The organism is Candidatus Nitrosocosmicus sp. T (genome assembly GCF_054408485.1).
Map to the genome: position 1 here is coordinate 2,473,412 of NZ_CP166992.1, position 25,987 is coordinate 2,499,398.

At 31.9% G+C, this 25,987-nt stretch carries 28 protein-coding genes and 1 pseudogene; 15 read left to right on the plus strand and 14 right to left on the minus strand.

The genetic code is table 11. The features are described 5' to 3' along the window. Nucleotides 1-2: 2 nt before the first annotated feature. Nucleotides 3-374 (minus strand): hypothetical protein, encoded by a 372-nt coding sequence (locus tag AB0A59_RS12700; protein ID WP_458744322.1) that lies wholly within the window; start codon nucleotides 372-374, stop codon nucleotides 3-5. A gap of 545 nt (nucleotides 375-919) precedes the next feature. On the opposite strand from AB0A59_RS12700, the gene AB0A59_RS12705 reads away from it, so the two are divergent. Next, nucleotides 920-1,834 carry a DNA-formamidopyrimidine glycosylase family protein gene (locus AB0A59_RS12705; protein ID WP_458744324.1) on the plus strand — a complete coding sequence of 305 codons (915 nt, stop codon included), beginning with the start codon at nucleotides 920-922 and terminating at the stop codon, nucleotides 1,832-1,834. A 63-nt stretch (nucleotides 1,835-1,897) separates the two neighbouring features. On the opposite strand, the gene AB0A59_RS12710 is transcribed toward AB0A59_RS12705, so the two are convergent. The 3 genes and pseudogenes from AB0A59_RS12710 to AB0A59_RS12720 all read right to left on the minus strand — a co-directional run. Then, entirely contained in the window at nucleotides 1,898-2,479 is a 582-nt protein-coding gene (locus AB0A59_RS12710) for an ATP dependent DNA ligase (RefSeq protein WP_458744326.1), read from the minus strand. Beyond that, nucleotides 2,454-3,218, minus strand: coding sequence for an ATP-dependent DNA ligase (locus AB0A59_RS12715; protein ID WP_458747612.1), 765 nt, complete (start codon nucleotides 3,216-3,218; stop codon nucleotides 2,454-2,456). The genes AB0A59_RS12710 and AB0A59_RS12715 overlap by 26 nt, the downstream gene beginning before the upstream one ends. 15 nt (nucleotides 3,219-3,233) lie before the next feature. Then, nucleotides 3,234-3,721, minus strand: a pseudogene (locus AB0A59_RS12720) (hypothetical protein); the annotation flags it as partial. Nucleotides 3,722-3,737: 16 nt separating this feature from the next. On the opposite strand from AB0A59_RS12720, the gene AB0A59_RS12725 reads away from it, so the two are divergent. Beyond that, nucleotides 3,738-3,923 carry a hypothetical protein gene (locus tag AB0A59_RS12725; RefSeq protein ID WP_458744328.1) on the plus strand — a complete coding sequence of 62 codons (186 nt, stop codon included), beginning with the start codon at nucleotides 3,738-3,740 and terminating at the stop codon, nucleotides 3,921-3,923. A 612-nt stretch (nucleotides 3,924-4,535) separates the two neighbouring features. Here the strand turns inward: AB0A59_RS12725 and AB0A59_RS12730 are convergent. Next, complete coding sequence (locus tag AB0A59_RS12730) at nucleotides 4,536-4,718, minus strand: hypothetical protein (protein WP_458744329.1); 183 nt, start codon at nucleotides 4,716-4,718, stop codon at nucleotides 4,536-4,538. A gap of 331 nt (nucleotides 4,719-5,049) precedes the next feature. Between AB0A59_RS12730 and AB0A59_RS12735 the strand changes: the two genes are divergently transcribed. Beyond that, the gene (locus tag AB0A59_RS12735) at nucleotides 5,050-5,397 is read left to right on the plus strand and encodes an SRPBCC family protein (RefSeq protein ID WP_458744330.1); all 348 of its coding nucleotides are present in this window, start codon (nucleotides 5,050-5,052) and stop codon (nucleotides 5,395-5,397) included. A 268-nt stretch (nucleotides 5,398-5,665) separates the two neighbouring features. On the opposite strand, the gene AB0A59_RS12740 is transcribed toward AB0A59_RS12735, so the two are convergent. Continuing rightward, nucleotides 5,666-6,205, minus strand: a complete 540-nt coding sequence (locus tag AB0A59_RS12740; RefSeq protein ID WP_458744332.1) for a VOC family protein — start codon at nucleotides 6,203-6,205, stop codon at nucleotides 5,666-5,668. A 299-nt stretch (nucleotides 6,206-6,504) separates the two neighbouring features. On the opposite strand from AB0A59_RS12740, the gene AB0A59_RS12745 reads away from it, so the two are divergent. Then, a complete protein-coding gene (locus tag AB0A59_RS12745; RefSeq protein WP_458744334.1) occupies nucleotides 6,505-6,807 on the plus strand; it encodes a hypothetical protein in 303 nt (100 codons plus the stop codon). A 320-nt stretch (nucleotides 6,808-7,127) separates the two neighbouring features. Here AB0A59_RS12745 and AB0A59_RS12750 read toward each other — a convergent pair whose 3' ends face one another. Next, the gene (locus tag AB0A59_RS12750) at nucleotides 7,128-8,042 is read right to left on the minus strand and encodes an arginase family protein (protein ID WP_458744336.1); all 915 of its coding nucleotides are present in this window, start codon (nucleotides 8,040-8,042) and stop codon (nucleotides 7,128-7,130) included. Nucleotides 8,043-8,316: 274 nt separating this feature from the next. Here AB0A59_RS12750 and AB0A59_RS12755 point away from each other — a divergent pair, with 274 nt between their 5' ends. Beyond that, a complete protein-coding gene (locus AB0A59_RS12755) occupies nucleotides 8,317-8,478 on the plus strand; it encodes a hypothetical protein (RefSeq protein WP_458744338.1) in 162 nt (53 codons plus the stop codon). Nucleotides 8,479-8,770: 292 nt separating this feature from the next. On the opposite strand, the gene AB0A59_RS12760 is transcribed toward AB0A59_RS12755, so the two are convergent. Further along, nucleotides 8,771-9,028: a winged helix-turn-helix domain-containing protein gene (locus AB0A59_RS12760; RefSeq protein WP_458744340.1), complete on the minus strand. Its 258-nt coding sequence runs from the start codon at nucleotides 9,026-9,028 to the stop codon at nucleotides 8,771-8,773. A 133-nt stretch (nucleotides 9,029-9,161) separates the two neighbouring features. Here AB0A59_RS12760 and AB0A59_RS12765 point away from each other — a divergent pair, with 133 nt between their 5' ends. Further along, nucleotides 9,162-9,704: a CBS domain-containing protein gene (locus AB0A59_RS12765; protein WP_458744342.1), complete on the plus strand. Its 543-nt coding sequence runs from the start codon at nucleotides 9,162-9,164 to the stop codon at nucleotides 9,702-9,704. 114 nt (nucleotides 9,705-9,818) lie between these two features. After that, a complete protein-coding gene (locus AB0A59_RS12770) occupies nucleotides 9,819-10,037 on the plus strand; it encodes a YwbE family protein (protein ID WP_458744344.1) in 219 nt (72 codons plus the stop codon). 366 nt (nucleotides 10,038-10,403) lie between these two features. Here AB0A59_RS12770 and AB0A59_RS12775 read toward each other — a convergent pair whose 3' ends face one another. After that, entirely contained in the window at nucleotides 10,404-10,865 is a 462-nt protein-coding gene (locus tag AB0A59_RS12775; protein ID WP_458744346.1) for a hypothetical protein, read from the minus strand. Nucleotides 10,866-11,368: 503 nt separating this feature from the next. On the opposite strand from AB0A59_RS12775, the gene AB0A59_RS12780 reads away from it, so the two are divergent. The 5 genes from AB0A59_RS12780 (at nucleotide 11,369) to ku (ending at nucleotide 15,093) form a co-directional block, all read left to right on the plus strand. Then, nucleotides 11,369-12,217 (plus strand): MBL fold metallo-hydrolase, encoded by an 849-nt coding sequence (locus tag AB0A59_RS12780; protein WP_458744348.1) that lies wholly within the window; start codon nucleotides 11,369-11,371, stop codon nucleotides 12,215-12,217. Next, nucleotides 12,214-12,414: a hypothetical protein gene (locus AB0A59_RS12785; protein ID WP_458744350.1), complete on the plus strand. Its 201-nt coding sequence runs from the start codon at nucleotides 12,214-12,216 to the stop codon at nucleotides 12,412-12,414. Before AB0A59_RS12780 ends, AB0A59_RS12785 begins: the two co-directional genes overlap by 4 nt. A 424-nt stretch (nucleotides 12,415-12,838) precedes the next feature. Beyond that, a complete protein-coding gene (locus AB0A59_RS12790) occupies nucleotides 12,839-13,126 on the plus strand; it encodes a hypothetical protein (RefSeq protein WP_458744352.1) in 288 nt (95 codons plus the stop codon). A 495-nt stretch (nucleotides 13,127-13,621) separates the two neighbouring features. Beyond that, nucleotides 13,622-13,807 (plus strand): hypothetical protein, encoded by a 186-nt coding sequence (locus AB0A59_RS12795; protein WP_458744354.1) that lies wholly within the window; start codon nucleotides 13,622-13,624, stop codon nucleotides 13,805-13,807. 425 nt (nucleotides 13,808-14,232) lie between these two features. After that, the gene (gene ku / locus AB0A59_RS12800; protein ID WP_458744356.1) at nucleotides 14,233-15,093 is read left to right on the plus strand and encodes a non-homologous end joining protein Ku; all 861 of its coding nucleotides are present in this window, start codon (nucleotides 14,233-14,235) and stop codon (nucleotides 15,091-15,093) included. Nucleotides 15,094-15,218: 125 nt separating this feature from the next. On the opposite strand, the gene ligD is transcribed toward ku, so the two are convergent. Further along, nucleotides 15,219-18,167 carry a DNA ligase D gene (gene ligD, locus AB0A59_RS12805; RefSeq protein ID WP_458747613.1) on the minus strand — a complete coding sequence of 983 codons (2,949 nt, stop codon included), beginning with the start codon at nucleotides 18,165-18,167 and terminating at the stop codon, nucleotides 15,219-15,221. 966 nt (nucleotides 18,168-19,133) lie between these two features. Between ligD and AB0A59_RS12810 the strand changes: the two genes are divergently transcribed. Beyond that, the gene (locus AB0A59_RS12810) at nucleotides 19,134-19,481 is read left to right on the plus strand and encodes a hypothetical protein (protein ID WP_458744357.1); all 348 of its coding nucleotides are present in this window, start codon (nucleotides 19,134-19,136) and stop codon (nucleotides 19,479-19,481) included. Between the two features lie 117 nt (nucleotides 19,482-19,598). Here the strand turns inward: AB0A59_RS12810 and AB0A59_RS12815 are convergent, their stop codons facing one another. After that, nucleotides 19,599-21,761: a sensor histidine kinase gene (locus AB0A59_RS12815; RefSeq protein WP_458744359.1), complete on the minus strand. Its 2,163-nt coding sequence runs from the start codon at nucleotides 21,759-21,761 to the stop codon at nucleotides 19,599-19,601. 253 nt (nucleotides 21,762-22,014) lie between these two features. Here AB0A59_RS12815 and AB0A59_RS12820 point away from each other — a divergent pair, with 253 nt between their 5' ends. Next, nucleotides 22,015-23,724 (plus strand): ATP-binding protein, encoded by a 1,710-nt coding sequence (locus tag AB0A59_RS12820; protein WP_458744361.1) that lies wholly within the window; start codon nucleotides 22,015-22,017, stop codon nucleotides 23,722-23,724. Between the two features lie 232 nt (nucleotides 23,725-23,956). Here the strand turns inward: AB0A59_RS12820 and AB0A59_RS12825 are convergent, their stop codons facing one another. Together AB0A59_RS12825 and AB0A59_RS12830 are read right to left on the minus strand one after the other, a co-directional pair. Next, nucleotides 23,957-24,115: a hypothetical protein gene (locus tag AB0A59_RS12825; protein ID WP_458744363.1), complete on the minus strand. Its 159-nt coding sequence runs from the start codon at nucleotides 24,113-24,115 to the stop codon at nucleotides 23,957-23,959. Nucleotides 24,116-24,385: 270 nt separating this feature from the next. After that, nucleotides 24,386-24,622 carry a hypothetical protein gene (locus tag AB0A59_RS12830; protein WP_458744365.1) on the minus strand — a complete coding sequence of 79 codons (237 nt, stop codon included), beginning with the start codon at nucleotides 24,620-24,622 and terminating at the stop codon, nucleotides 24,386-24,388. A gap of 507 nt (nucleotides 24,623-25,129) precedes the next feature. Between AB0A59_RS12830 and AB0A59_RS12835 the strand changes: the two genes are divergently transcribed. Further along, nucleotides 25,130-25,429: a hypothetical protein gene (locus AB0A59_RS12835; RefSeq protein ID WP_458744367.1), complete on the plus strand. Its 300-nt coding sequence runs from the start codon at nucleotides 25,130-25,132 to the stop codon at nucleotides 25,427-25,429. A gap of 360 nt (nucleotides 25,430-25,789) precedes the next feature. On the opposite strand, the gene AB0A59_RS12840 is transcribed toward AB0A59_RS12835, so the two are convergent. Next, nucleotides 25,790-25,939: a hypothetical protein gene (locus AB0A59_RS12840; protein WP_458744368.1), complete on the minus strand. Its 150-nt coding sequence runs from the start codon at nucleotides 25,937-25,939 to the stop codon at nucleotides 25,790-25,792. Nucleotides 25,940-25,987 lie beyond the last annotated feature (48 nt).

Genomic DNA, 25,987 nt, shown 5'->3' on the forward strand with positions numbered 1-25,987 from the left:
TCCTAGTAGTCAACCACCGTAGTTTTATTCAACAAATTAGCCATTAAGGCGGGGGATCCAATTAGGGATCCATCTATTATGTCTGAATTATTATATCCTGCTATTTTCAAGCATATTTCACAAATCACAACATTTCCGCCATCATTTATAAAATCAGAAACATTTTTTGTCAGGGGTTCTAATCCCAGGTAATGATGAGGACTCTTTACTCCTAACTGCACACCCTCTATGCTAAGCATCAAAGTCACATTAAAACCCATTTTTAACATGGTTTGAGAATCCAATATGGCAATAGTAGACCTCCAGGGTTCATCACTGCTTAGATGGTAAACTATCTTTGTTTTATTAACGTCTTGTGCGAATATAGAAGGCATAGCGAGTTTAGAAAAAGAACTTGTATCATTAAAAAAAATCACGCTAGGGATTGTAAAAAAAAGATCAGTAATCCAAAGATAAGAAGAAGGAAAATAGATGGATTAACTTTGAATTTAATTGCAGTGAATCTAGTCTCAATCATATGACATATTATCATTTCAAGCGACTATTAACTTATAGCTTGGATTTGATATTAGTAAGATTCTGAAATGGATTCCTTTTCTTAATGATATCATATTTTCTTTATTTTAATTGCAAGATATTTCCATAGTTCATGAAAATAAAAAGTATAAAGTGATAGTAAGTCTTGTTTAAATCAGATCAATTAATTCTGATTCTGATTCTGAATTTTCTGTTTCCCATTGCAGGTTCTAAATAATTTGCAAAATACAAAATAAATAATAAATCAAGCAGATTATAATATTAATGATAAACTATTCATTGCCTGATTCACTCTACCCCTTCATACTCTTGATTTTTATGTAAACCACATGGAGATAAGATGAGATTAAAAAGTATAATGCAGACAATCTTTTGAATAAGCATGTCTGAGGGGCCGGAAGTAAAAATTACTGCAGACAAGATATGGAATGCGTTATCTGCTAAAAGAATAATTAAGAATATTTTATTTAACAAAATGGACAAGGGAATTGAAGACGGGATAATCGGAGCCTCTACCGAATACGTCAAAACCTTTGGAAAGAACATTGTCATAAAATTTTCATCTGGGGTTTATCTGAGGAATCACATGATGATGTGGGGAAAATGGCGAATTTATGATAGAACTGAATATGAAAGTGGGACTGCAAAATCACCACCGCGTTCTTTCTATGGAAAAATGAAACATAAGACCACAAATAAAATTCAAGTTAAGAGCGATGAAGTAACGGATGTGAGAAAAGATTCTAGGACTAGATTGACCATTATTACTCTAGATAAGGTTTTAGTTCAATTTAATGGCCCCATATTGCATTTTTCGTTGAATGATCCTGCAACTATGGAGCCTATCGTATCTCTAGGCCCCGATGCATTGAGTCCTAATTACGATGAAGATAAAGTAATGAATAATATAAAATCTAAATCCAGAAATACTGAAATGATAATCTCAACTGCCTTATTAGATCAGAAAATAGTGAGTGGAATAGGAAACAAGTACAAATCAGAAATTTTGTTTTTAAATAAGATCTATCCTTTTGAAAAAGTGACAACATTTTCTAAGGAAGAACTGAATAAGCTTGTAATCGATATCCCCAGAATATTAAAGTATGGCTACGAAAATAATGGAAGAACAAGAAAGCCTGAAAATAAAGAAAAGATCTTATGGGATACCACTCATTGGGTATTTAGAAGATCTGGAAAACCTTGTTGGATATGCGGGACCAAAATTGTACCAGAAAGGAAATTAACAGCAAGGCCAACTTTTTGGTGTCCTAATTGCCAACCAATCAAAATCCATTAATATTGGCAGCTATAGGCTCAACCCCACTTTTTTATTATGTGAATTGCATTATGTAGTTTTAAACTATTTTTTGGATTCACTTTTATTTCTTATGTGAAATTGATTTTGATATATTGTCTTAATTTTTTCTAATTCATCAATATCTTTTAGTTCTTTGTCATATCTGATATTTTTTATTCTAGGAAAACGCAAAGCATATCCGCTGCTGTGTCGGTTGCTTTTTTGAATTGTATCAAAGGAAACTTCTAGGACAATTTCGGGTTTTACAATAATGCGTCTATCATCATCTTTTAATACGATTGACCTCAATTTCTCAGTCATATAATCAATCTCTTTATTGGAAAGACCTGAATAGGCCTTACCGATTATTTTTAGATCACCAAATATATTATTTCCATATTCCGATCCTAATTTATCACCTTCAGAATTAGTGCTGTAATCTTTTACTGCGAGAGTATAATCTGACAGTGTTCCTGCTCGTTTTCCATGACCATATTCAGCGATTACTACTACGGCGTCAATCGTATCTAACTCCTCCTTTAATTTTATCCAATATTTTCCTCTTTTACCAGGATAATACTGCGATAAAGGATCTTTAAGGACCAACCCTTCGTGTCCATTACCCCCTGCTTTTTTGAAATCCATGGATTATTTCATCTACGGATGAAATAAAGTTACTTTGAGCTATAGAAATCATAGAGTTTTTAAACAGAAGATTTGCCAATAACCTCTTCCTGGATTCAAGAACATCTTTGATTACTGGTCTTTCATCATAGAGCATTATGTCATATACAATATAACAAACGGGTATTTCAGACAAAATACGCTCTGTCATGCTTTTTCTTCTCAATCGTTTTTGTAGTTCTTGAAATGGCAATGGTTTATCATTTTTGAAAGCTATTAGTTCACCATCTAAAATGAAATTTACGTCGTCACCTTCGATATTGCTGAGATGACTTTTGTCAAGGCGTACTTTATTCTTTTTTTGGCCAGTTCTTATTTTTTTTCTTTGTACCTGCAAGGCAGAGTTAGTTAATTCTGGAAATGCATATGAAATATCAGAAAGGTTTCTAGAGTAAAGTTTGCAAACTTTACCGAATTTGTGCATTTGTACTCTAATACCATCATATTTATATTCACAAAGAAGTGGTCTGTCAAAATATTTGATAATCTCTTTTGCAGTAAACATGACATCAGCCAACATAAAGCCCATGGGGACAAATGGCTTAATCGTTACTAAGTTCAAAGTATCTTTTTTCGACAATAAAGCTACATTTGCAATATCGCCTGACATCAGTATTGCTTCTCTAATACTTTCAACACTTTTTTCAAATGCTTTTGCAATGGCTATTTCCATAAGGCTTTCATAGGAACCTATACGCATTTCATTCGATATTATTTTTATAAGATACTTAGCTTCCAAAGGTGAGCATCTCAAAAGTAATCCCTTTAAGATATTTTTTTATCGTTGTTAGACCGTGGCCCTTTGAGATTTGCTATTTTTCTCAACTGATCATATATTTCATTTAAAGTTGGTTTTTCTACCAGCATTTCAACGCTATTAAAAAGCGTTACCAATTTTTTTTTAGAAATTGCGTACTCGGCTATGCTACCCATATCACCATGTTCTAAATGAATCCGCACAATATCTGCCTCATTTAATCGAGAGATTTCTAAGAGAGACTGTAGTATTGTTCTAAACCCTATATTTAGATTATGAGTAGATCCTCTTGGAAAAATTCTTCCAGACAAAAAAAGAACTGCAATAGGTAGAGAGTCTTCCCCCAAACCCGATATATATTGTACTATTAAATCGACTTTCTTATTCTTGCTAGTTGTAGTCCTCATTGATTCACATGTCTCAACCAATATAGAAAAATAAGACATTTTATGGTGAATATCATTGGTCACGTCAATCTTCCTCAATCAAAAGTATGGTTATAGAGAATTTTACTCTAATATTAGGGATTGCGAGAACATTTCTAAACAGTTTGCTTTACAGTATGAAGAAATGACAATAGAAAAAGAAATTATCTACTTTGGACATTCAAAATTGTTTGGATATAGACCCAACTACATTAAGGCTTAAAGTTTCAAGATTACAATGACTCGAAGCTTATGTAATATCAATGTCCAAGAATGCTAACAACTTGATAATAGCTGAAAGTTTTTACGTCTATTTCACCTAATATTGTAGTAACGATACTATATTCCAAACTTAAATTTCTAAATGACATATGCAATACTAATTACATTTAGTTCTAATGAAAATATGGACAGTATTTGAACTAGGGCATTAAAATCAAATAATGCTTTATCATTTATATAAATAGTTTATATTTATTTTTTGTTATAACATTGTTGAATATCCTATTTATACTAAGTTACAAAGATTTTATCTATACGGCTAAAGTGTTCACTTATTCCGTATAGTCCAATAGAAATGAGGATTAGGGGTTTATTGCCATAGACAATAACCTCATTTCTTGGTCTCTATAATAAGTAACTTTGATTTGCAGATCACATATGTATTCAACAAACAGAACCCAAACAAGCGTGTTCTTCATTTTGGTTGCATAATCTTTCTTAATTAATATCACATGAATTGCGTACATGAGAATCATTGTAGTTGCACTAATTGTTGTTCTAAGATTTTTCTTGTCAGATAATATCAAAATAAGTTAAGATATTATGACAGGTTTCATTTTTTAGAATCAGAATATATGGTTTCAAATTCTTTTAAAGCAACAGACCAATTTTTAGCAAGTTCATCAAATGATTGTACAAACATATCGATAGAATTGGAGGGTTCTCCTGGAAGATTTTGTATTTGGTCAAGTAGTTTTTGTTGTTCTTCATAAGTAAGATCTTTGAGATCGTTCATCGCAAGTTTTACTACTAATAAATCATTTTATAAAACACATAGTAAATATAATTATCATAAATTGTTAATCTCTTTAAAGCTATCATGACATGATATATTTTGAAATCAACACGATATATTGCTTTGATTATTTCTCGTGAATCATATTGACATATCTATCGGTTATTGCCAATATTAAAAAAAATCAATTACAATAAAAGCCAGCTTAAAAATACTTTCCATCTACAGTCGCTTCTAATAAGTAAATGTTTAACCTAACAACGAATACCTATCAGAGGTATGTATATAATCAAGAAAGTATAAACGACTACTTTAATCAATAGAATGTAAATTGAAAGAAATTCTTTCAGAGATTGATATTAATGCATCTGCTAGTAAGACATGGGATGTACTTACAGATTTCAAAAACTTTCCACAGTGGAACCCTTTCATTCGGCAAATCGATGGAACTGCGAATGTTGGTACAAAGCTCAAAATATATCTTCATACTTCAGGTGGAAAGAATAGAACTTATCAACCAACAGTAACTAAGGTGGAAACAAATCGTGAGCTCCGTTGGTATGGAAAGTCATTCATACCTGGATTTTTCAATGGGGAACGAATTTTTATAGTTGAGTCGTTGGAAACAAATCGCGTACATTTTTTGTACATAAAGAGTTCTTTACAGGGATTCTTGTAAATATCATAGGAAATAGTTTGGATAAAGATATGTATCAGAGTTTTGCAGAAATGAATAAAGCCTTAAAACAAAGGGTTGAACAGACGGCTATCTGATTGAAGATTTGTTAATTTCTAACTTATCTCCCATCTAATGATAAGCATCATCTGATTTATCTTTGGAAGATCAACATAAAATACTTTGGACAATAATAACGATATTCGATTATTCAACAGGAAAGATAAAAAGAGAAACAGAATTATCCTGTTTTCATAAATCAAAATAGATATTATGTTTTTTCATAAGCTTGAACTAAAGTTTGTATGTCGAGCTTTTGCATTTGAAGCATGACTTTCATCACCCTTTGTGATTTTATTTGATCTTTGTCTCGTATCATTTTGGGCAAAACTGTAGGTACAATTTGCCAAGAAACTCCATATTTATCCTTGAGCCAACCACATTGTTGTGCATTTTTGTCCCCACCTTCTGACAGTTTCTCCCAATAATAATCCAGTTCTTTTTGTGTGTCGCAGAACACTTGAAATGAAATGGCTTCGTTGAATCTAAACACTGGACCACCATTGAGAGCCACAAATTTTTGACTTGCTATTTCAAAATCTACGGTCATCACAGTACCTTCTTTCATTCCATGAATCTCGTACCCTTCTTTTCCATATAGGGTAACGTGATCTATTTTAGAGTTTTTAAAAACGGTGACATAAAAATTTGCTGCTTCCTCAGCTTGGTTATCGAACCATAGAAATGGAGTAATTTTTTGTAACTGACTTGGTTTCTCTACACCTACTTTTGATATATTTGATTCATTCATGAAGAAGAATATAATTCGAATATATAAAAAGGGATAAGGGATCAAAAGTATAGTCGTTACGACATATCAAAGATAAAAAAGTGAAATGTTATACTTGGGTATAACTTATATTTGATAATCACACTAGGCTCGTTCTAAAAACATTCTTCACTCTTATTTATCAAGAAACTGGACAATGTCATTGATATTGTTTGTTTCATTCCAAAATTGTAATTTCATCTACCAAATATTCTATATGGTGCTGAAATCATTTTCGTTATAGGAAATAATTAATTAGCTTGAGTTTAACTCTAATATGTATGTCTAACAACCCCATGCGGATGCGGGAATTTCTAGATAGCAATTCACCTTTTAGTTATTTTTTCTTTGAAAGTTTAACACATGAATTAATAATAGATTTTGACCAGGAGATCTTAGTACTTCGACCTTCTGATGATAATAGAAAATACCATCGTAATGAATTAGAAAAATCAGGTGGTAACCTTTTGTATCTTAATTTTTTGCATGATGCGAAGGAAAAGTCAATTACTATAACTGATCAAAATGGTATAGAGATTATTCACTTTAACTATCTCAGCTATTTTAAACATGCAAGATTCTAATCTATAGGCCGTATAAATAATTTACAAATCCTATAATAGGTCCCCATATATTAGGAACCCGCCCACAGGGTAACACGATTTTACTACGTCGTGTCTTTTGAAAGTCGACTATTCATGGACGAGGATTGACTGACCATTCTATTTATAAGTCCGAAACAATGAGAGAAAAATGTATTATTTGATCAATAGAATGGAAAGAGATCATATAAGGTAACATATAAATTTTAAAAAACATGAATAATAGGCAAATATCGGGTATACAAGATACTTTGATGAAATATTTCAAACTGGATGAAATAAAAATATTCGAAAAAAATTTTTTATGAATAGGGTTTATCACATAGCAAGCCTGCGACTATGCAAGATACAAAATTTCTTGCAACAGAACCGCTAGGATCCAGATTTGGATTGTAGATAGTTATGGTCATTCCTATCGCCTTTTGAGACGAGGTAAGAGTTTTTAGAATATGAGATAGTTCGGAAAATTCTAACCCGCCATTATCCAACCTATAATCAACCGCGGGCATTATTCTGTCGTCCAATACGTCAGCATCCAAATGAATCCAAAATCCAGATAAATCCTCATTCGTTAGAAGATGTGAAACCGCCAAGGAGGCAGCCTCGTTTATGCCTAAATTTCGTATATCGGAAAGATCCAATACCTGCATACGGGTATCTCTTACATTGTGACTTCCATAACTAGCGGATTGATCAGCATCACGATATCCAAAAACAACAATGTGCTCATCCAGAACAAATGGTTTTAGACCTTCAATATTAGAAAGAATATCGGGCCCTCTGCCTGATACAATAGCTAATTCCATATCAGCAACTTCTCCAGTTGTTGAGGCTTGAGGTTGATAAAAATCAGAATGTCCGTCAATAAAAAACAATCCAAATCTACCTATTCTTCTCAATCCTAAAAGGACGCCAATCAGGATGCTGCAATCGCCTCCTAAAACAATCGGAAAATTCTTTTTTTCTATTTCGATACTTAATAGTTTGGAAAGGTCTTTTGAAAATGACGCAATAGAAGCACCATTTAACAAATGCGTGACAGGGTCTCGAGCTGGATCGTAATCCATTGAAGGTTCAACATGGCCGGCAAAAGTTGCATTCAATCTATCCACGAGTCCTGCTTTCTTCAATGCCCGCGGAAGATATTGTACGCCTGTATTTCGTAATCCAAGTATTGAAGGGGCATCGATTATTACATATCTTGGTCCTTCTGCCAATGTGGATTACAAACCATATAGTCATTTTTTTAGATATGTATTTATTTTGATCATGAATTCAGATTTACAGATATTCAGTAAGATTAGATTTGAAGCAGCATATATGACTGAAGTGTGAAAAAATGGAAGAGGAAGAAGAAAAAGATTATCATTATATTAATACATTGCTTCAGGTATTTTCTTGACTTGAAAGTTAATGTGGTTACAATAACCAATTTTATCTTCATCGGATAATACTATTTGGCTGTTTTGGGTAGAGGATTGAGAGTGGCGGATGCTTTGTTCTGCAGAGTTTCCACTATGGCTGTCTGGTGTTATTGTGTTCCTTCCACTGTTAAAGTGGTGTTGGAAACTAAGGTTGTTGTATGAGAGAAAGGCTGTTCTTCTACCAGAAGCACAATCAGCATTTTGGTTTGATGAAATGGATCTTGTATGAAAATTACGATTTGGTTAAATTATATAATTTTTGAAATTTTTCCAAAACTTTTAAGAATAATAATATCCTAAAAATAACCATGGTCAAAAATTTAATACCCACTTGTAGTAAATGTGGCAGTCTCGTTAGTGATCACATAGAACCAGAAGTAGAAAAAGAAGGCCTAATTAAAGTAGGAAAATATGTTAACAATGTTTGGGTTTGTAATGAATGTTTAAAAAATAAATAAACTATATCATTTCAACTAGAAAATTGATTTGGTGACACTAGAAACTTTCTTGAAAATAGCTATTCATAAGGTGCCAAAATCATTTAAAATTAATCTTCCTCTTTCTGAAACTTTGTAGTTGATTACAACTTTGCTACCCCAATTTTCTTCCATTCTGTTGATCAATCCTTTTTTGACCATATCATCTAAGATTTCTTTATGCTTAACATTATTCAAGCCACAGTAACTCATAAGCTTACTTTGATTGATTTCACCATATTCACAAAGTTTCAAGAGAATATCTTTCCTGATAAATATTCGATCACTGTATTCATGAACCACAATTAATCATTCAGAAAGGACAAGTTGCTCTTGGTAACAAAATGTTTTCATATGTCCGATTAGGATATCGATTAACCATCTAGTAAATTAACTTAATGCATTTATACCAACGGATACAACTTTATCTTTGTACATGCCAATGCCATCCCAAGGAGCAACTAAAATTAGCAGAATAATGACCAAAAAACTCGAAACTGTCGGATCATCCTCTACTGCGCATGAAGTGGCCATAAAGATGAGGGATAAGCAGGTTAGTTCAATTCTAGTGATGGATGATAGATATGGCATACCTTTAGGAATTGTTACCGAGCGGGATCTTGCGAGAAAAGTATGTGTTACTGACAAAAATAGTACTCAATTATTAGCAAGCCAAGTAATGTCATTTCCTCTTATCACCGTGAATGCGAATTCATCATCTTTAGATGCAGCAGATTTGATGTTAAAGAACAAGGTTAGACATTTACTCGTCATATCTAAAGACTCGAATCAAAGCGTGGATAAGAATGAGGCGTTAGAAGATAAAGATCTCATAAAACCAGTCGGAATTGTCACTGCTACGGATTTTATAAAATTTAGTGTAACCTCTGATACGGATTCGGATAAAGATGCAAATGAGGATAAGAAAACCGAGAAAATATTAGAATATTATAGAAATGATTCAAATCATCTTGATTAAGATGTTTATTGATCTATTTATTATTAACGAACTAGTTTATCATTTAAATTTGGTTACAATAAACCAAAAAATGACTCGATTTCTTTTATATGTGATTATAGGATAAAGATATCATTGTCCGGCAATAACAGGGAAACTATCAAAATTGGATCCATAGTAAGAGTGATAAAAAAAAGTGACCAAAAGACAGGAAAGATAAGCGAAGGAATAGTAAAGGAAATATTGACTAAATCCAAATTCCATCCCCATGGAATCAAAGTAATTCTAGAAGATGGAATAATTGGTAGAGTTAAAGAGGTAGTCAACGTATCAAATAATACAAAAGGAAACTGATTTAAGAATAGGAAATTCTCGTAATTATTCTGTTAATAAAAGAATATATTTCCTTATTCAGAGTTACCATTTCGTAAGCCGATCCGGTCATGAAAGTATTTTATCTTCACATATTATACATATTTTTAGAATACATCAATCATCTTGAAATAACAAGATGAAAAATCTCGAAGTTGGTTTTTTCCTAATTTTTTGGCATACATAAATATATCTACGGTCTATTGAAGTGCAACAGCTACAACAAAGGTAGAAGAAACACCAAATAATTACAAATACTTATCTATACTTACCCACCCTAGATCAACATCTCTCATCGTATGAATCAGCTAAATTGGCTAGTCTTGTTCTTTTTTTTTGTTCATTTACTTATCTTTGCCCAAGTTCAATCTCTTTCAAATATTTTTCTAGCCTTGCTTTAATGGTCTCCTTTGAAATAAGACTAAAGGGCGCAAAAGGTGTCTTAAGACTACCCTCCCGAGCCCATAATTCATACAGTCTTTCCTTAATCTTATTTACATCAGTATTTGTCTTTGATTCATTTAAGACATTAATCAAAAATGATAAACCGTTAGAAGTAATATACAAATGTGATTTAGAGAGGATAGCATCCTCGTCAATATGAATGAGATCACCATGCTGCAGGTCCTCCAAGAGTTTCCACAATTCAAGAATAGTTGGATAGTCATTAACCAAACTTACCTTTAGAGATCGCCAAACGTCAATCACTGTGGATGAATTTATCTTATCAGATTCTGAAGCCTTTTCAGTCGATTTTATATATCCTAAGTGAAATAATATCCACATCCTGATGAATTCATAATTCTTCATTTTTGTAAGTTACACTACTTACCATTCACTCTTTTTACTCAAAAACTTTCCAAACTTATTGACTATAATTCAAAAAACCAAGAATGAGTAAAGGTTTTCGTCAACCTATCCATATGATTCTTTGTAGGGATAGAGCATGATTCATACTTTCTTTTAGAGCGAATTACTTAATATACCTCATCGTTTTTGTCAACATCGTCATACACAATTTCATTGTTTGGTTTTTGCTCTAAAAGTGAGATTATTTATAACATTGATACTATAGAAAAAATATATTGGGATTGCTAACAGACTGCAATACTCAATAGCCTAGCAGTTTTAGAATTAGACTAGAAAGAGAATATTTAATTAGTATACAAGAAAAGTTTTCCCTAAATAATAGAATCAAGAAATTCAACATATTTACATTAAGAAAATAGTATCAATATCAAGTTCATAGATTCTAACCTTATTAGTTCAATTCGAATAGAAAACTTTTTTTCATTAAACTCTCATTTGTGTATGTGACACTATCCAAAATTGACAGTTTATCGATTACATTATTGATGGATAATTATACTGACAGATTGTTACCATCATCATTAATAGCAATTCGCCCTCCAATGATGAAAAATGAACAATTTCTCCCTCTTCCTCCTCCCGTTGCAGAACATGGTTTTTCAGCCTTAATTAAAGTTAGATCAAATGATACTATGACATATCGGAATAAAGATGAATCACCCGATGAAAACATAATTTTATTTGATTGTGGAACCAGCGAGAATGGTGTTATTTCTAATGCTGAAATATTAGGAATAAATTTCAATTCCATAAATTCTATCATACTCAGTCATGGGCATTTTGATCACTTTACTGGTCTCCCAAGCATTCTAAAAAGAATCAATAAGCCGGTAAGATTAATCTACCATCCCGATACTTTTTTGAGAAGATGGATAGTATTCCCTAATGGCAAGGGTAAGTCCAGAATGCCTTTCCTAGACATAGAGGAATTACAAAGACTGGGAGCAATTATAGTGACAAGGAAAAACCCCAGTCTAATTTCTCAAGACAGTATAGAAGAATATCCATATCAGTTAAACGATAACCCTGCTGACAATTCAACACCTAAATTACTGGTTACTGGTTGGATTCCACGAACGACAGCCTATGAAAAGGGATTTCCATGGCAGTACAAGGAAGATCTTAATACAGGTAACCTTATTCCAGATCCCTTGGTAAATGATGACCAAGCCATTGTCGCTAACATAAAGAACAAAGGCTTAGTAATCATTAGTGGTTGTGCGCATGAGGTATTATTAACACAATTAGATACGCCAAATTGCTTACAGGAATTAACAAAATATATGCCGTGATAGGCGGTTTTCATCTAACTGGTGGTGGAATTTATGAGGATGCAATCGAACCAACAATAACAGAATTGAAAAAGATAGATCCAAGATATTTGATTCCTTGCCATTGCACGGGGTGGAAAGCTACAAACCGAATAATTCAAGAAGTACCTGAAAAATTCTTACAACCTAGCACTTGTACTACCTTTACATTTGATTAGATCTTTTAAAGTAACCGTATTTGGTAAAGCATAAGAAAGTTTAACAGTGAGCAGTCGTACTAAGTAGTCACCTTTATTTAAGGTGCAAGACATGGTCATCATGATTAAAACTGCTTTTTGTAAATCTAAACAAATTACAGTAACAAAAAATAGTGAATGAATGAATAACAAATATTGACCATTTACCTCAACGTATCTCATCTCGACCTAATTGTTGCTACAATTGACTTGTTTCTTCATGCAGACAATATTTGACTTACATACTACAATGCGAATCTTAAATATTTGAATTTGTTAAGATAATATTACTAGAAATTTCTGCTCACTTATAATGTACTAATGCTCGTAGTGGTAAACTAGAATAGTACATGACTACATAATTTGATTAAACCGAGAATAATTAAAAGATAAGACTTAGTATAGTGTGAATGAAATATTTTTACATACAAGTTCAATGTATAATCCTTATATGATCTTTGAATGCCCATCTGGACACATTTGCTTCAGTAAAGATGAGCTAGCCATATGTGGAATGCGAGGATGTGATAAAAAAACAGGTATGCTAAGCCCTGATGATATCAAATGGTTTTACAAAATAAATAAAAAAGGACTTTGTATTACTAGAACCGACCTTCACCAGATAATTGAAGATTCTAATATGCCAAAAGATGTAAAAAAACAGATACAAAAAATATTTACTAATATATCTTGATAATTTATAACAAGATACCCAAAAATAGAGAACAGATAGTTAACTATAAAAATGTAAAAGATTATCACGGTACAGCTCAATAACAGCAGTATTACCCTGAGGTTTAAATTTTATATTTAATTCGCAAATAATTTATACAATAATATCATAGTGGTATGCCTGTAGTAATAGAATTCAATTGCACAATTTTCATTTGTAAATTCTATCATTTCTTGGAGTTACATATCGTGCTACATTCATTAGAGATGTATTGAATCAAAATGCGGACTGTATTTTTTCGTGTGATATTATTAGCAACACTTGGGAGTGTTTCCCCCAAAGCTACGGCAGAAGAGAAGGATATTATTAGGACAAACTATGATAGCCTAATCATTAAAACCTTGACTTAATCTTTTTGTACGATTCTTTCACAATAATTTAACTAGTAAATATTTGACTATGTATTTTAGTCTTTGATGATACCTTATTCTGATGATACAATATGCAGTAATTTTGATGATATTGCCAATATTGATCTCAATGAATTCCTTCGGTTCTAACGGTCTCGTCCTCCAAAATATATCTGAAGACATTAATTACTTGTTTAGCAATTTAACACCTGATAACCTAGGCGTCAAAGAGTATTCTAATCATACTGATAGTGTTTCCAATGCACCAAAAGAACCCTATGATCCGAATTAAGATTGGAGGACACTAATAGGACTTTATGAGAACAGGCTTTATGGCAAATATGAAATATCGAAGAAAACAAAGTTAGATATCTAGTACTTCTTTTATTTTATTATTCCTAATTTATCGCAAAAGTTACATAAACTAACCGATAATTTCTACCTTATTAGTAACATAATAAAAACAGAAAATACCCCAGAATTTCTAGGCGCTATTGACATGTTAGAATCAATGATCATTAAGTAAATTTAAAGGAACAATACCAAAAAGAGATGATATTATTCTTTTATCTACCTATGTACCTAATTATTTATCTAAGCAAAAAAAGCGAGGAAAATTATCTTACTATATTGTGTAAAAAAATACTAATTCTATGTAAAATAATAATTCATATATTGTCATAAATACATAGATAATCATATTATTTTAGATTATCCGTGGGTACCAGAAGTGTTTGGAATGGCAGTATTTCATTTGGATTAGTAAACATTCCAATCAAGCTATTTACGGTATCAGATAGCGGCAACGAATATTCGTTTAACCAGTTGGATGAAAAAGGACACAAAATTCAGTATAAAAGATGGTGTGCAATAGAAGAGAAGGAAATTCCCTATGAGGAGATAAAAAAGGGGTACAAGATTGCAAAGGACGAGTACATAATAATAGAAAAAGAGGATCTGGATAAAATTAAAGCAGAAACTACCAAAACAATTGATATTAAAGAATTTATAAATATTAAAGATTTTGACACTATTTTTATCGAAAAGAGTTATTATGTCTCCCCTTTTGTAGACAAAACCGTTGGGAAAAGAAAAAACAAACAGAAAGAAAGTATAGTATCTGCTTCCACCAGGGCCTATAAATTATTTGTTAATTCACTTAAAGAAACAGCCAAAATCGCGATAGGAAAGGTCGTACTGAAGGATAGGGAACATTTGGTTGCAATTCGTCCTTATCAAAGGGGTTTGATAATGCATCAATTAATGTATCAAGAAGAGATAACACCCATAGATGAAATAGAGGGAATGCCGGGGTCTGAGTCTTCTGTTTCTTCAGTACCTATAAATGAGAAAGAATTGGAACTTGGAAGAATGTTAATAGGAAACTTGAGTAATTCACAGTTTGATGCAACACAGTATTCAGATGAATATACAAAACAATTGGAAAAAATGGTAACTGCAAAATCTAAAGGGATTACTTACAAAACTGAGGAGAAAGAAGATTCAATGGATACTAGCTATAACCTAATAGAGGCCTTGAAAGCAAGTGTTCAAAGAAGCAAAACAATCAAGAACTAGTACTAAAGAAATTTAAAGAAATTTATTAAGACAACCTTGCTTTCTGTATATGCCTTATAAGAATTGGGACAAGAACATGCCTTTGAAAATGATGTTGATTATTGGCCTGTAGGTTCTGTTTTTTCTTAAACTTTGAAATCTGAAATGCGTTCGAGAATTTCTTCAAGATTCTGTTTACGTGATAATATATCCTTCCATGGACTTATTTTCCTCTTATAGATACCAGGTACTGTATTTATTGTAAAATCAGTAGGTACAATGTCTCCTATTTCTTCCCATTTTAGCGGAACTGAAACAGTGGCATCTTCTACAGGTCTTGATGAAAAAATGGACGCTAGTGTTTTCCCAAATGAATTTTGATTATAATCAAAAAACACTTTTCCTTTTCTATTTGTTGTTTTCCATTCTGTAGTTATCTTGCCAGGACTGCGTTTATTGAAGATTTGAGATATCACTCGGGCAAATTCCCTCGTTTGTTGATAGGTGTACAAGTTGATGATGGGAATAAATATATGTAATCCTGTTTTTCCTGATGTTTTTACATAAGAACTTATATTCAATTCATCAAAGATAACTTTCAAACCTAGAGCAATTTCTACAGTCGTTCTAAAAGCCGTTAAACTATAAGATGGTTCCTTTGATTCATTTTCATTATCAATATTTATGTATGGGTCCAAATCAAAAACTATGAAATCAGGATAGTTTAGGCCACATTCCTCTGTTTTTATTGCATCTATCTTATTGCATTGATTATAATCATTGACCCTGCTATTCCATGGATGTATTTCGATACATCCCAAGTTTACAAGCCATAGTAAAGTTTCCCTGTTATTGCATACAATATGGTTGATCTCATCATTATTTGATTCTGAATATACCTTGACTGTTCTGACATAGTGAGGTTTCTCATTTTTCCAATCTTTTTGATAAAACGCTTTTCCATATATTCCATCTGGGTATCTACTAAGAGATATAGGACGGTCTCGAAGGTAAGGTAGAATATATTCACTTATTTTATTATAGTATTCCATTAAATCTCCTTTTGTAATAGCTGGACGATACTCTGTTGCCCCCCAAAATTCCTTTTTCATATTGGAAAATTGTTGGTCAATCACAGTCGCGTGACTACTGTTCTTATTAGGTATTATTTTTAAGTCGTTATCATCCTCATCGTTCGTTATTTTATTTGAAATTTCAATGATACATTGATGTGGCGGCTTGTCTTCTCGAAGTCTTTGAAATATAGGTGCCCGCATTATCTTATTAAAAGTCCAATTGTTAAATTTCACTTCTATTACTGTTATGGGCCTTACCCATACTGTTTCCCTATTAAGATATGGAATGTTATCAACAGGACAATTGGGAATTTCTATTTCTCTAAGTCTTTTATGAATTATAGAGAGACTTTCGAAATTAAATCCACTACCAGTATGACCTATAAATCTCAATTTTCCAATGTTATTTATGGAATTGTTATTATTTGTGGTAACAGTATTGGTATTGTTTAGAGAATTATCTATTGCCGCAAGTAAGAGAGATCCAAAATAATTTTTTCGGTTACCCTCACCTCTTGTATAGCCTATGATTACACAATCCGGGGTTTTGATATTTTTTATTTTGAGCCAGTCTCTTGTACGGATACCAGAATGATATTTGCTATTTCTATGCTTTCCAATGATCCCTTCCAAGTTCATTCTCCTTACAGTCTCAAAAACATCTAACCCCAGTTCGTCAATAAAGTCAGATATTCTTATTTTTGAGTTCTCTTTCTTAATCAGGTCGACTAATATCTTTCTTCTTTCGATAAATGGTAGCTGCATGAGGTCATTATTGTCCAAATATAAGATGTCAAAAACATAATAAACTGCAGGGTAAAGTTTAGACAAAATTTCAATAGTCTTTGTGGAGTCAATATTCATCCTTTTTTGATGATTTTGAAAATCAGGGTATCCCTCATTATCTAGAATAACAATTTCCCCATCCAAGATGACGAATTCTTTGAATATATCTTCTCTTAGAGCACTTTTAAGAGTGTTCTCAAGTTCAGGATAGCGGTGAGTAATAATATCACCGCTACGTGATTTTATCTTACAAGTTTTAGTGGGCCTATCCATAAGGGTGATGGCCCTCACTCCATCCCATTTTATTTCAAATATCCAATCCTTATTGTTAAATGGTTTATCAATAAGAGAGGACAACATAGGTTTTACTCCTTCAAAGCATATCTGTTTTAATGAAGGATCTTCAAATGACAGATTAATAGCTTCAAGATTGGGATCGTCCAAGGTATCTAGAGTATTTGGATTATCTGTAATCTCTGAAGGATATTTTATGGTGCGGTCTTCAGATTTTATATCCTTTTCCGGAGTCTTATTGGATTTGTATTGCAGTAAATCCTTATTTGTTTTTCCTGTTAACACTGATTCAGGTTTACTTTCTGTTATATCTTTTTCACCATTCTTGTCATTATTGTTTGAACCACGTGCATAATCATCCTTTAATTTAATCAATAGCCACTGATTTTTAGTCCTAGTCTTTACCAAAGAAAATTTGCCCTTTAGTTTGTGCCCATATAATACAAACGTAATTTTTCTATATTTTTTTTCCAGCTCAGATACGTCTAAATCTTCGGGTATTTCTTCTATATGTTCCTTCGCAGTATATTTTGCTAAGGTACTTTTTTCAAAGCTGTATTCACCGATATCCCAGACTACTACAGTTCCGGCACCGTAGTTTCCTTTAGGTATAACGCCTTCAAATGACAAGTAATCCACCGGGTGATCTTCTGTTTGTATTGCCAGTCTCTTTATGGATGGGTCCAAAGATGGTCCCTTAGGTATGGCCCAAGACAAGAGAACATGTTCTTTAATAGATTCTAGTCTAAAATCATAATGCAGTCTTGACGCTTCATGTTTTTGGATCACAAATCGAGGTCTTGGTTTTGATGAATCATTGTCGTTAACTGGGATGCCGGTATCATCTATAGCTGTAGAATTTTCTTTATTTAGATTGTTGTTTCCATTAGGCTCTGGAGAAGCCTTAAAATTTCTTTTCCTCTTGTATTCGTCTAACACGTCCAATTCATTATAATCGAATATCCTTGAATTACCGGAAAACTATGAAATAAACATATAGATATATTTTATCATTTAAAGTTAGATATAATGAACTAAAGAGAAGGATAATTAATTGTCCTAAGACACCGTAAAAACAAACAAACCCTTCCTTTCACAAGTCAGCTATAAGGCTTTATTCTGATTGCTCTATTTATTCATGTACAGACTGAAAAAAATAAAGCCCCCAAATCCTAACAACATCATTCCTGCAAACATATAAAACAATAGAAAAAATGCACCCATTAACCAATAGAAAACAAAAATAAATCCCATAATTAAAAAAATGAAAGATAAAAAGTACAATGCAAGCTTTCCCATGGTGCTTTTAAAATTAACTCGTCTACTCATGTTGTAGTTTACTCTTTTTCCTATTGTTATTATAATCTATTAACATTACATCAATTGTATACCTTTGAATAAATTATCCTTATTTGTTATTGAAAGAAAATTATTGATTCTTGTATATCAGTAGTTCTAGATACAAATCTGGAAACACGGTCATTATTAGCAATTAGAATTGCCGTATCAATCATACTAATATTAGTACATGACATTTGCATTTGTACTAAAAGATATTGAAATCTTGCAATGAGACTATCAAAACAGATAATGATAATGATAATGATAGTTTGTATAAAAATATGAAAAATTAGGCAACTGTTGACCTTTCTTCTGTCTTTTCAAATTCTGGTTGATGTTGAAATCCCTTCTTGTCCTTCTCTATAGGTTTCCTTTGTTCTTCATTTCAGGATATTTCATATTCATCGTATATATGTTATCCTAGGAAGTATGAATTATATAATATATATGGTTCAGTTAGTGAATTGAATTATCAAATCCATATCCTATAAATCGAGTTACAAATTTTTACCAAAAGTTGCGAATCTAGTATGATATAAAAGTTGCATTAGTATCAATTATGGTATGAATATAGATCCAAAAGAGCTGCTTATGATTAATGCTACTGTTATTGGTGGATTCCTAATATTACTTACGATTTCATCTTTTTCTCCTGCTGAATTCCCTAATCGTTCAATGTTTGTAACTATTGCGGTTGTAATTGTAATTATTTTTTCAGTTGCTTGTTTCAATTTTTTAAACGATAGTGATAATATGGGTATATTATTCTCTAAAATAGGATTTATATCAATAATCCTTTTTATGATGTTCATAGGATTAGTGAATGTAATCAATATTTTAGATCCTACAATCTGGTCAGATATACCCGGTGCCTCCAAAATAGCAACGAATAATGGTACATTGGTTAACTAGGATATGATGGGATTGGATATAGACAGTCACAAAGTTGACATGCTTTTGAAGCAATTTACATTTATTTCTCTTGTGTAATAAAATGATTATATTAACGCAGACTATCGTTATAGATGATTAATTCAACACTGGTAAACTAAAACGAAATATCGCCCCATCCTTCTTGTTATTGTCTGTCCAGATTTTACCTCCGTGTGCCTCGATAATTTTTCTAGATATATATAATCCAAGTCCATTCCCGTCTATAGACTTTGAAAACTTTATAAATAAATTAGGTATCATTTTTGGGTCTATACCTTCTCCATTGTCTTCTATGACGACTTCAATCATTTGCCTTGTTCCTTCCAACTTGATGGACTTTCTTTTTGGCCTTTTAATCTTTATTGAAATCCAACTTTCTTTTTTATCATTTTCTCTTGAAATAGCTTTTATAGAATTATGAATTAAATTTGAAACAACTTGTTCAATCCTAATTCTATCACCAACCACAAAATATTTTTCAGAGTTATTGAACTCAAATTTTATATTTTTATTACTTTTTACTAAAAGATTATCAAAATTTTGTATGGTGTTTGATATTGACATGCTTAGATTAAATTTTTCTTTTTTCAAGCGAAAAAGATGGTCTTCCATACGTGAAACATCCAGAATATTTTCAGTCAGGGTATTGAGTTTTTGTCCACTTGTAATTACCGAGTCAAGTAACTCAATTTGATTTTTGTCTTTGAGTTTACCTTTCACATATTCTGTTAAACCTATAATTGGCTGTATGGGACTTCTTAGTTCATGGGCAATTATATCAAGAAACTCTTTTTGCATTCTTTCATGAGATTGAAGTTTTTTATTAATTTTTTTTAAACTATCAAATATCTCGATCTGATTCCACAAAGTCTCAAAAACGGCAGTATAAGATAAAGCAGTAGATTCGCCGTCAATAAAAGTAGTAACGCCTGTAGCCTTAGAAGTATTAGTTTTGGTATCGTCCTTTATTTTCAATATGATTGTTTTTGTTCTATCAATTATTGTAATTCTATTAAGAATTGGAAAGTCAAATTGAGATGTCCTAAATTTAATTTCAGAGTATTTTATTTTTATTTGTTTCAAATGATCTACCTTATGGCTATGGATTATGAGAATTTTCACTGTGACTCCTTTAGAAGCCAATGCATTTAATTTTTCTAAACCTCCGGAGTTAAACATTCGTAACAATCCGTTAAAAGAGGGAAGTATTATCAAAATTTCTTTCTGAGCTGAAGAATATAATTTGTTGATTAGTCTTAAGGAGTCATCAGGATTTGATATTATTTTTGCTTTAAAAAGATCGGCATCCGCTAGTTCGTTTATTCTGTCTTTTGCTTCCACAGATTGTTCCCAAATATTATCAAATATTGTAGAAAAATACTCCAAGTATAGTGGATCGTTACTTACTATTAAATTTGGAAACATTTCCCCACCTATCATTTTTTCTGTTGTAGATGCAAAACATTTATCGCTTATAACAAAATTAATGGGTGGCCTATCTGATGTATGTTTTATTTTTATCCCATCTTTCATAAATAACTTGGCAATATTGATATCGTTTTCGTCATTTATAGAAGTAATCCATCTGAGTTCACTATGCTTTCTTTGTTGATGATCTCGTATTATGTTCTTATTGATATTAAGATGATATTTATGACTTAATTGCATACCACCAATGGTTGAACATGTACGTAGATACTTTGACTCTTTGATTATTTTATGAATTTTATCGGCAATTTCTTCAGGACTTTCTAAAACTTCGGTTTTAATTGGTTCTATTCCATATTCAATTTCTCTGATTCTTTTGAATGCTGGCGTAGCGTGCCTCCAAAGGGTATCAAAAACATATTGCCCCTGAGCAACTACTTCATCTACGTTGCTGTATATCACCTCGGTTAATGGCTGTGCTTCTTTAAGTACTGTAGTAGCCATATACTCAGACTCATTGACTGCAATGCCCCCCTTTAAGCCATCTAGATGCCGTAGTTCACTAACCAAGTTTAATAATTCTTTACAGTATTGTATATTTTCAGGAGTAACTTCAGTAATGCATCTAATTTTTCCCCCTCTCGCTAAAATATCTTTATAACCGTTACGATAATCGGGAAGCTGAACTACTATAGACGGAGCCTTATGGTCGAATGTGATATCCATTTTTATTATGGTATTTTGCATAAACCTAATTCCTCTCTCTACGGCATTCTCTGAGCCGTATAGAATTTCTGATTTTGCAGGTTTGGCATTATTTTTCGATATCACTACTCAAAGGTTATTGTAGTCACTGGATATAAAAACAATTTAAGTCTTAATCTTAATCTTATCTTGAAAAGTTTAAAAAGTGTTAGTTAATTCAATTCGACTTAATTAACTAAGATTATATTCGACTCTCAGTATTTTCATTTTACTTCTCGAGTATAAAACATTAACTTCATATTTTTACCATATGTTACTTTGCTCAGATCAATGAAATTATTTTTATTTTTATATACGACGTTATTGTTTAGTACAATAGTTGACAATCTCTGGACAAACTACACTCCGTAATCGAAAAACTGATTTGATATATGATATGGATACTGCAGTAAGTTACGGAATCCGTTTTTTAGAGAATGTTAGGGAAAGAATGGACATTTGCGTAGATAAGAATGGACCTTCTGTAATTATGAAATCGGATATTTATAAGAATAATTATGTAAAAGCAAGAAATAGAGGAGCAAAAATTCGATTCATCACAGAGGTTACAAAAGACAATATTGAATACTGTAAACAGCTTAGCGAGATTGTAAGTGAGCTCAGACATCTTGATGGAGTCAAGGGATCCGTATGTGTAAATGATACAGAATTTTTAGGTATGACAACATGGAGAGAAACAAAGCTTCTGAATCCTGTTATATACAGCAACGAAAGGGAAGTAATAGAACAACAGCAATACATATTTCAAATGTTTTGGAAAAAGGCGGAACCTTTTTTACAGAAGATAAGGGAAATAGAAGATGGAATTGTTCCTGAAATTATGCAATCAAGGAATAGCCCTGTAGATATACAAAGGAAAGTCTTTGATCTTTTAAAGTCTGCTGAATCGGAAATATTAGTAATAATGTCTACCTCTAATGCATTTCTCAGACAGGCTAAGGTCGGCTCCTTTCAGATACTAGAGGAGTTGGGAGAGTCGAAACCATGGATAAATATCAAAATTCTAACCCCAAAGGATGATGAAATAGAGAAGATGATAACTAAACTAAATAAATCTAATTTTGTAGTCCGGTGCATTGAACCATTATCGAAAGTATCAATTTTGGTAATAGATAGAAAGCAGTCTCTCGTTGCAGAAACTAAAGATGATACAAAACAAATAATAACAGAAGCTATAGGATTTGTAACGTATTCCAATAGCAAACCAACTGTATTATCCTATGTAGCAATATTTGATAGTCTTTGGAAACAAACAGAGATCTATCAACAGCTAAAAGATGCACATGAAAAATTAAAAATTCATGACAAAATGCAAAAGGAATTCATAAACATAGTAGCCCACGATTTAAGAACACCTCTTACTCCCATTATAGGTTTAACAGAATATGTCAGAGACAAGACAAAAGACATACATCATATGGAATTATTGGACAGAGTAGTAAAAGATGCAAAGAAATTATCCTATTTGAATGAAAAAATTTTGGACGTAACTAAGTTTGAAAGTAAATTATTTAAACCAAATAAAGAGGTTTTTAGCTTTAATGAATTGATAGTGAATATTATCAAAGAATTAGAACACATCTCGGATAATACAAAGAAAATTAAATTTGAATACCATTTTGATACCGAATATCTAGTGGATGCAGATAGTAGAAGAATAGGTCAAGTAATTTCTAATTTAATTGATAATTCTATTAAATCAATTTCAGAACAAGATATAGGTAGAGGAGTAATATCAATAAGTATTGAAAAGACAATTAACGCCATTACCACTACCAGAGACGATTATGATTCTCAACATATAGTTATTGTCAGTATAAAAGACACAGGTATTGCATTAGATAATGAAATATTACCACGATTGTTTACTAAATTTGCGACAAAATCTTTTCAGGGTACAGGACTGGGATTATACATCTCAAAAAATATTATAGAAGCCCATGGAGGCAAAATCTGGGCTGAAAATAATAAAGATGGTATCGGAGCCACCATTACATTTACTTTGCCTTTAACAAATAGAGTAATATAATAGGTTTGTGATTTATACGACTCATATAAGATTTAGATAAATTAATGATTGGCGACGGTTTTTACACTGAAAAATAATCATAATTGGCGCTATTAGATTTATTATAATATGTTTGATCCTGAGCGTATTTAAATGGAGTATTTCTATCGGTAATATGTCTCAGATGCAATTTTACCTCTAAATCATCTATTTTTCATATGCCTTTGAGAGGCAAAGTGGTAACTATGTTGCCCTAAGTGGCAGTATTATCTTTTTCAGCATCTTGTTGATTACTATCGCTTAATGCTTCACTAACATTATAGTTATTGTCGTTTTCATCTAACCCCTCTTCTTTATGTATTTTTTCTACGATTTTATCTTGTGCATAAACTTCTTTTTCTTCACTCATCATTCTTAAATATGGAACAAAGTATTTAAAATGCCTCAATTGATTCCAAATACAAAACTTTACCTATCAAATTAGGTTAAGTTTTGATAAATAATTTAGTATTAATAATAATAATCATATATACCAACCAAGACCTGATGATAAACTCTCATAACGACCTTAGGCTCTACAGCAATGAGTATCAGTAAAAATGCCTATTACGGGAGGCCAATAAGGGAGTTAAAATTCTCGTAACTATGAACCTAGGAATGACAGGCCTATACAAACCGGTTATTAAAAATTGTCACTCGTCGGCGCTCCATTATAAGATTTACAGTTAGGACATTGCAATATTATATCGCGATAATTATATACCATTACATTTTCTGCCAAAACAAATCCACAATACCCACATATGTGGGATTCTAGTACGATCTCTTTGAATAAAACATCATTATCATCCATAGTAAAAAGTGTCTTCGTCTCGGTGTTTGGTGGCGATATGACTTGAAGCTTAACTATTTTAGTCATATGACATTCATCTACATTATCAGATTTAAGGCATCCTTATTTTTGTTATAATTAAAGATAATTGAACAATGCTACTTCAATAATGAAGATCTATGCTGACAATTATTTAGTAAATTTCTATATGTCGTTTTATTTAGAAAGTGTCAATTAACGATTTCGATAACGTTTCAAATAAATCACTGTCAATTTCTTATCATAATACCTGCTACCCCTTTTAATAGGATAATGCGGTCACGATGATAGGACTCGTATAACAAATCTAGATAGAATGATAGAATTAGGTATAGTAGTATGAAAGACTATAATCTTTTGGGAAAGTTCTACAACATATTAGAATTTATTAAGTTTTACAATACAATGCATTGCGATACACCTTACCATATGGACCGATGTACAAAGCTAACTTTTTCTTCTGCTTTTACAATACATATCTACCTAATCCCCGGGTCAGCCGGTAGTTGAAAATCTTAGTATAGTAATTAAATAAGATCTTAATCTACAGTAAATATGATATCTGATGATGTTTCTCCAGAGGTACGACGGTTAATCTATCTTGTAACAAAAACTATAATTGAAAAGACAAAAAGCAACTTAAAGGCTTCGATTAAGTTTAGACAAGCTTACACGGAAGCTTGTAAGAAGGATACCAAGAATAAATTTGACCATTCAAACTTAGAATTGCGTCAACATATAAGAGATATCTTACTTAGAAACGACTACATTTTTGTTAATCCCGAGGATGTAGAAGACGTATTTATTACGAAAAAAGCAATTGATCAATATGAATTGCTTTCCAAGGATAAGTGATAATTGTTGTTACCTAATTTGCGAATATAGAAGAACCCTTTAAAGTAAATACTTGATTTATCGTTTGATAAAACATTTCCTTCATGGTAATTTCATTTGAGTTTGTCTTTTTATTCTGATTCTTTGACACTCATATGAACGTTATATCTTTGAAATCCAACAGTCCAGGAATTCGTGGAGTTTTGGTCCGACGAGATTTATTGAACGATATTCATCTACTAAAATAATTGCTCCATGATCCTCTAATCTGTTAATTTGTATAGTTTGTATACAATATCGTTATTCTGGACCTGATTCAATTTTATAGACTACTTTCTTCATCTAGTCGATTTCTTTTTTTATTATGTTACGGTATTTTGATTAATGTTCCGAATCAATTAAAACATTGTCGTCTTTTGTTTTACGTTTATCGCTGCTACCATATTGTTGGGCACCACCTTCATCTATCATTCTTTGCCTTTCTAATTCACTGTCAGAAACTACCTTCTTATTTTTATTGTTCTCTTGCATTTATCTTATCTTTAGTTAACTGTGTATCATTTTATATTAGGCATATCA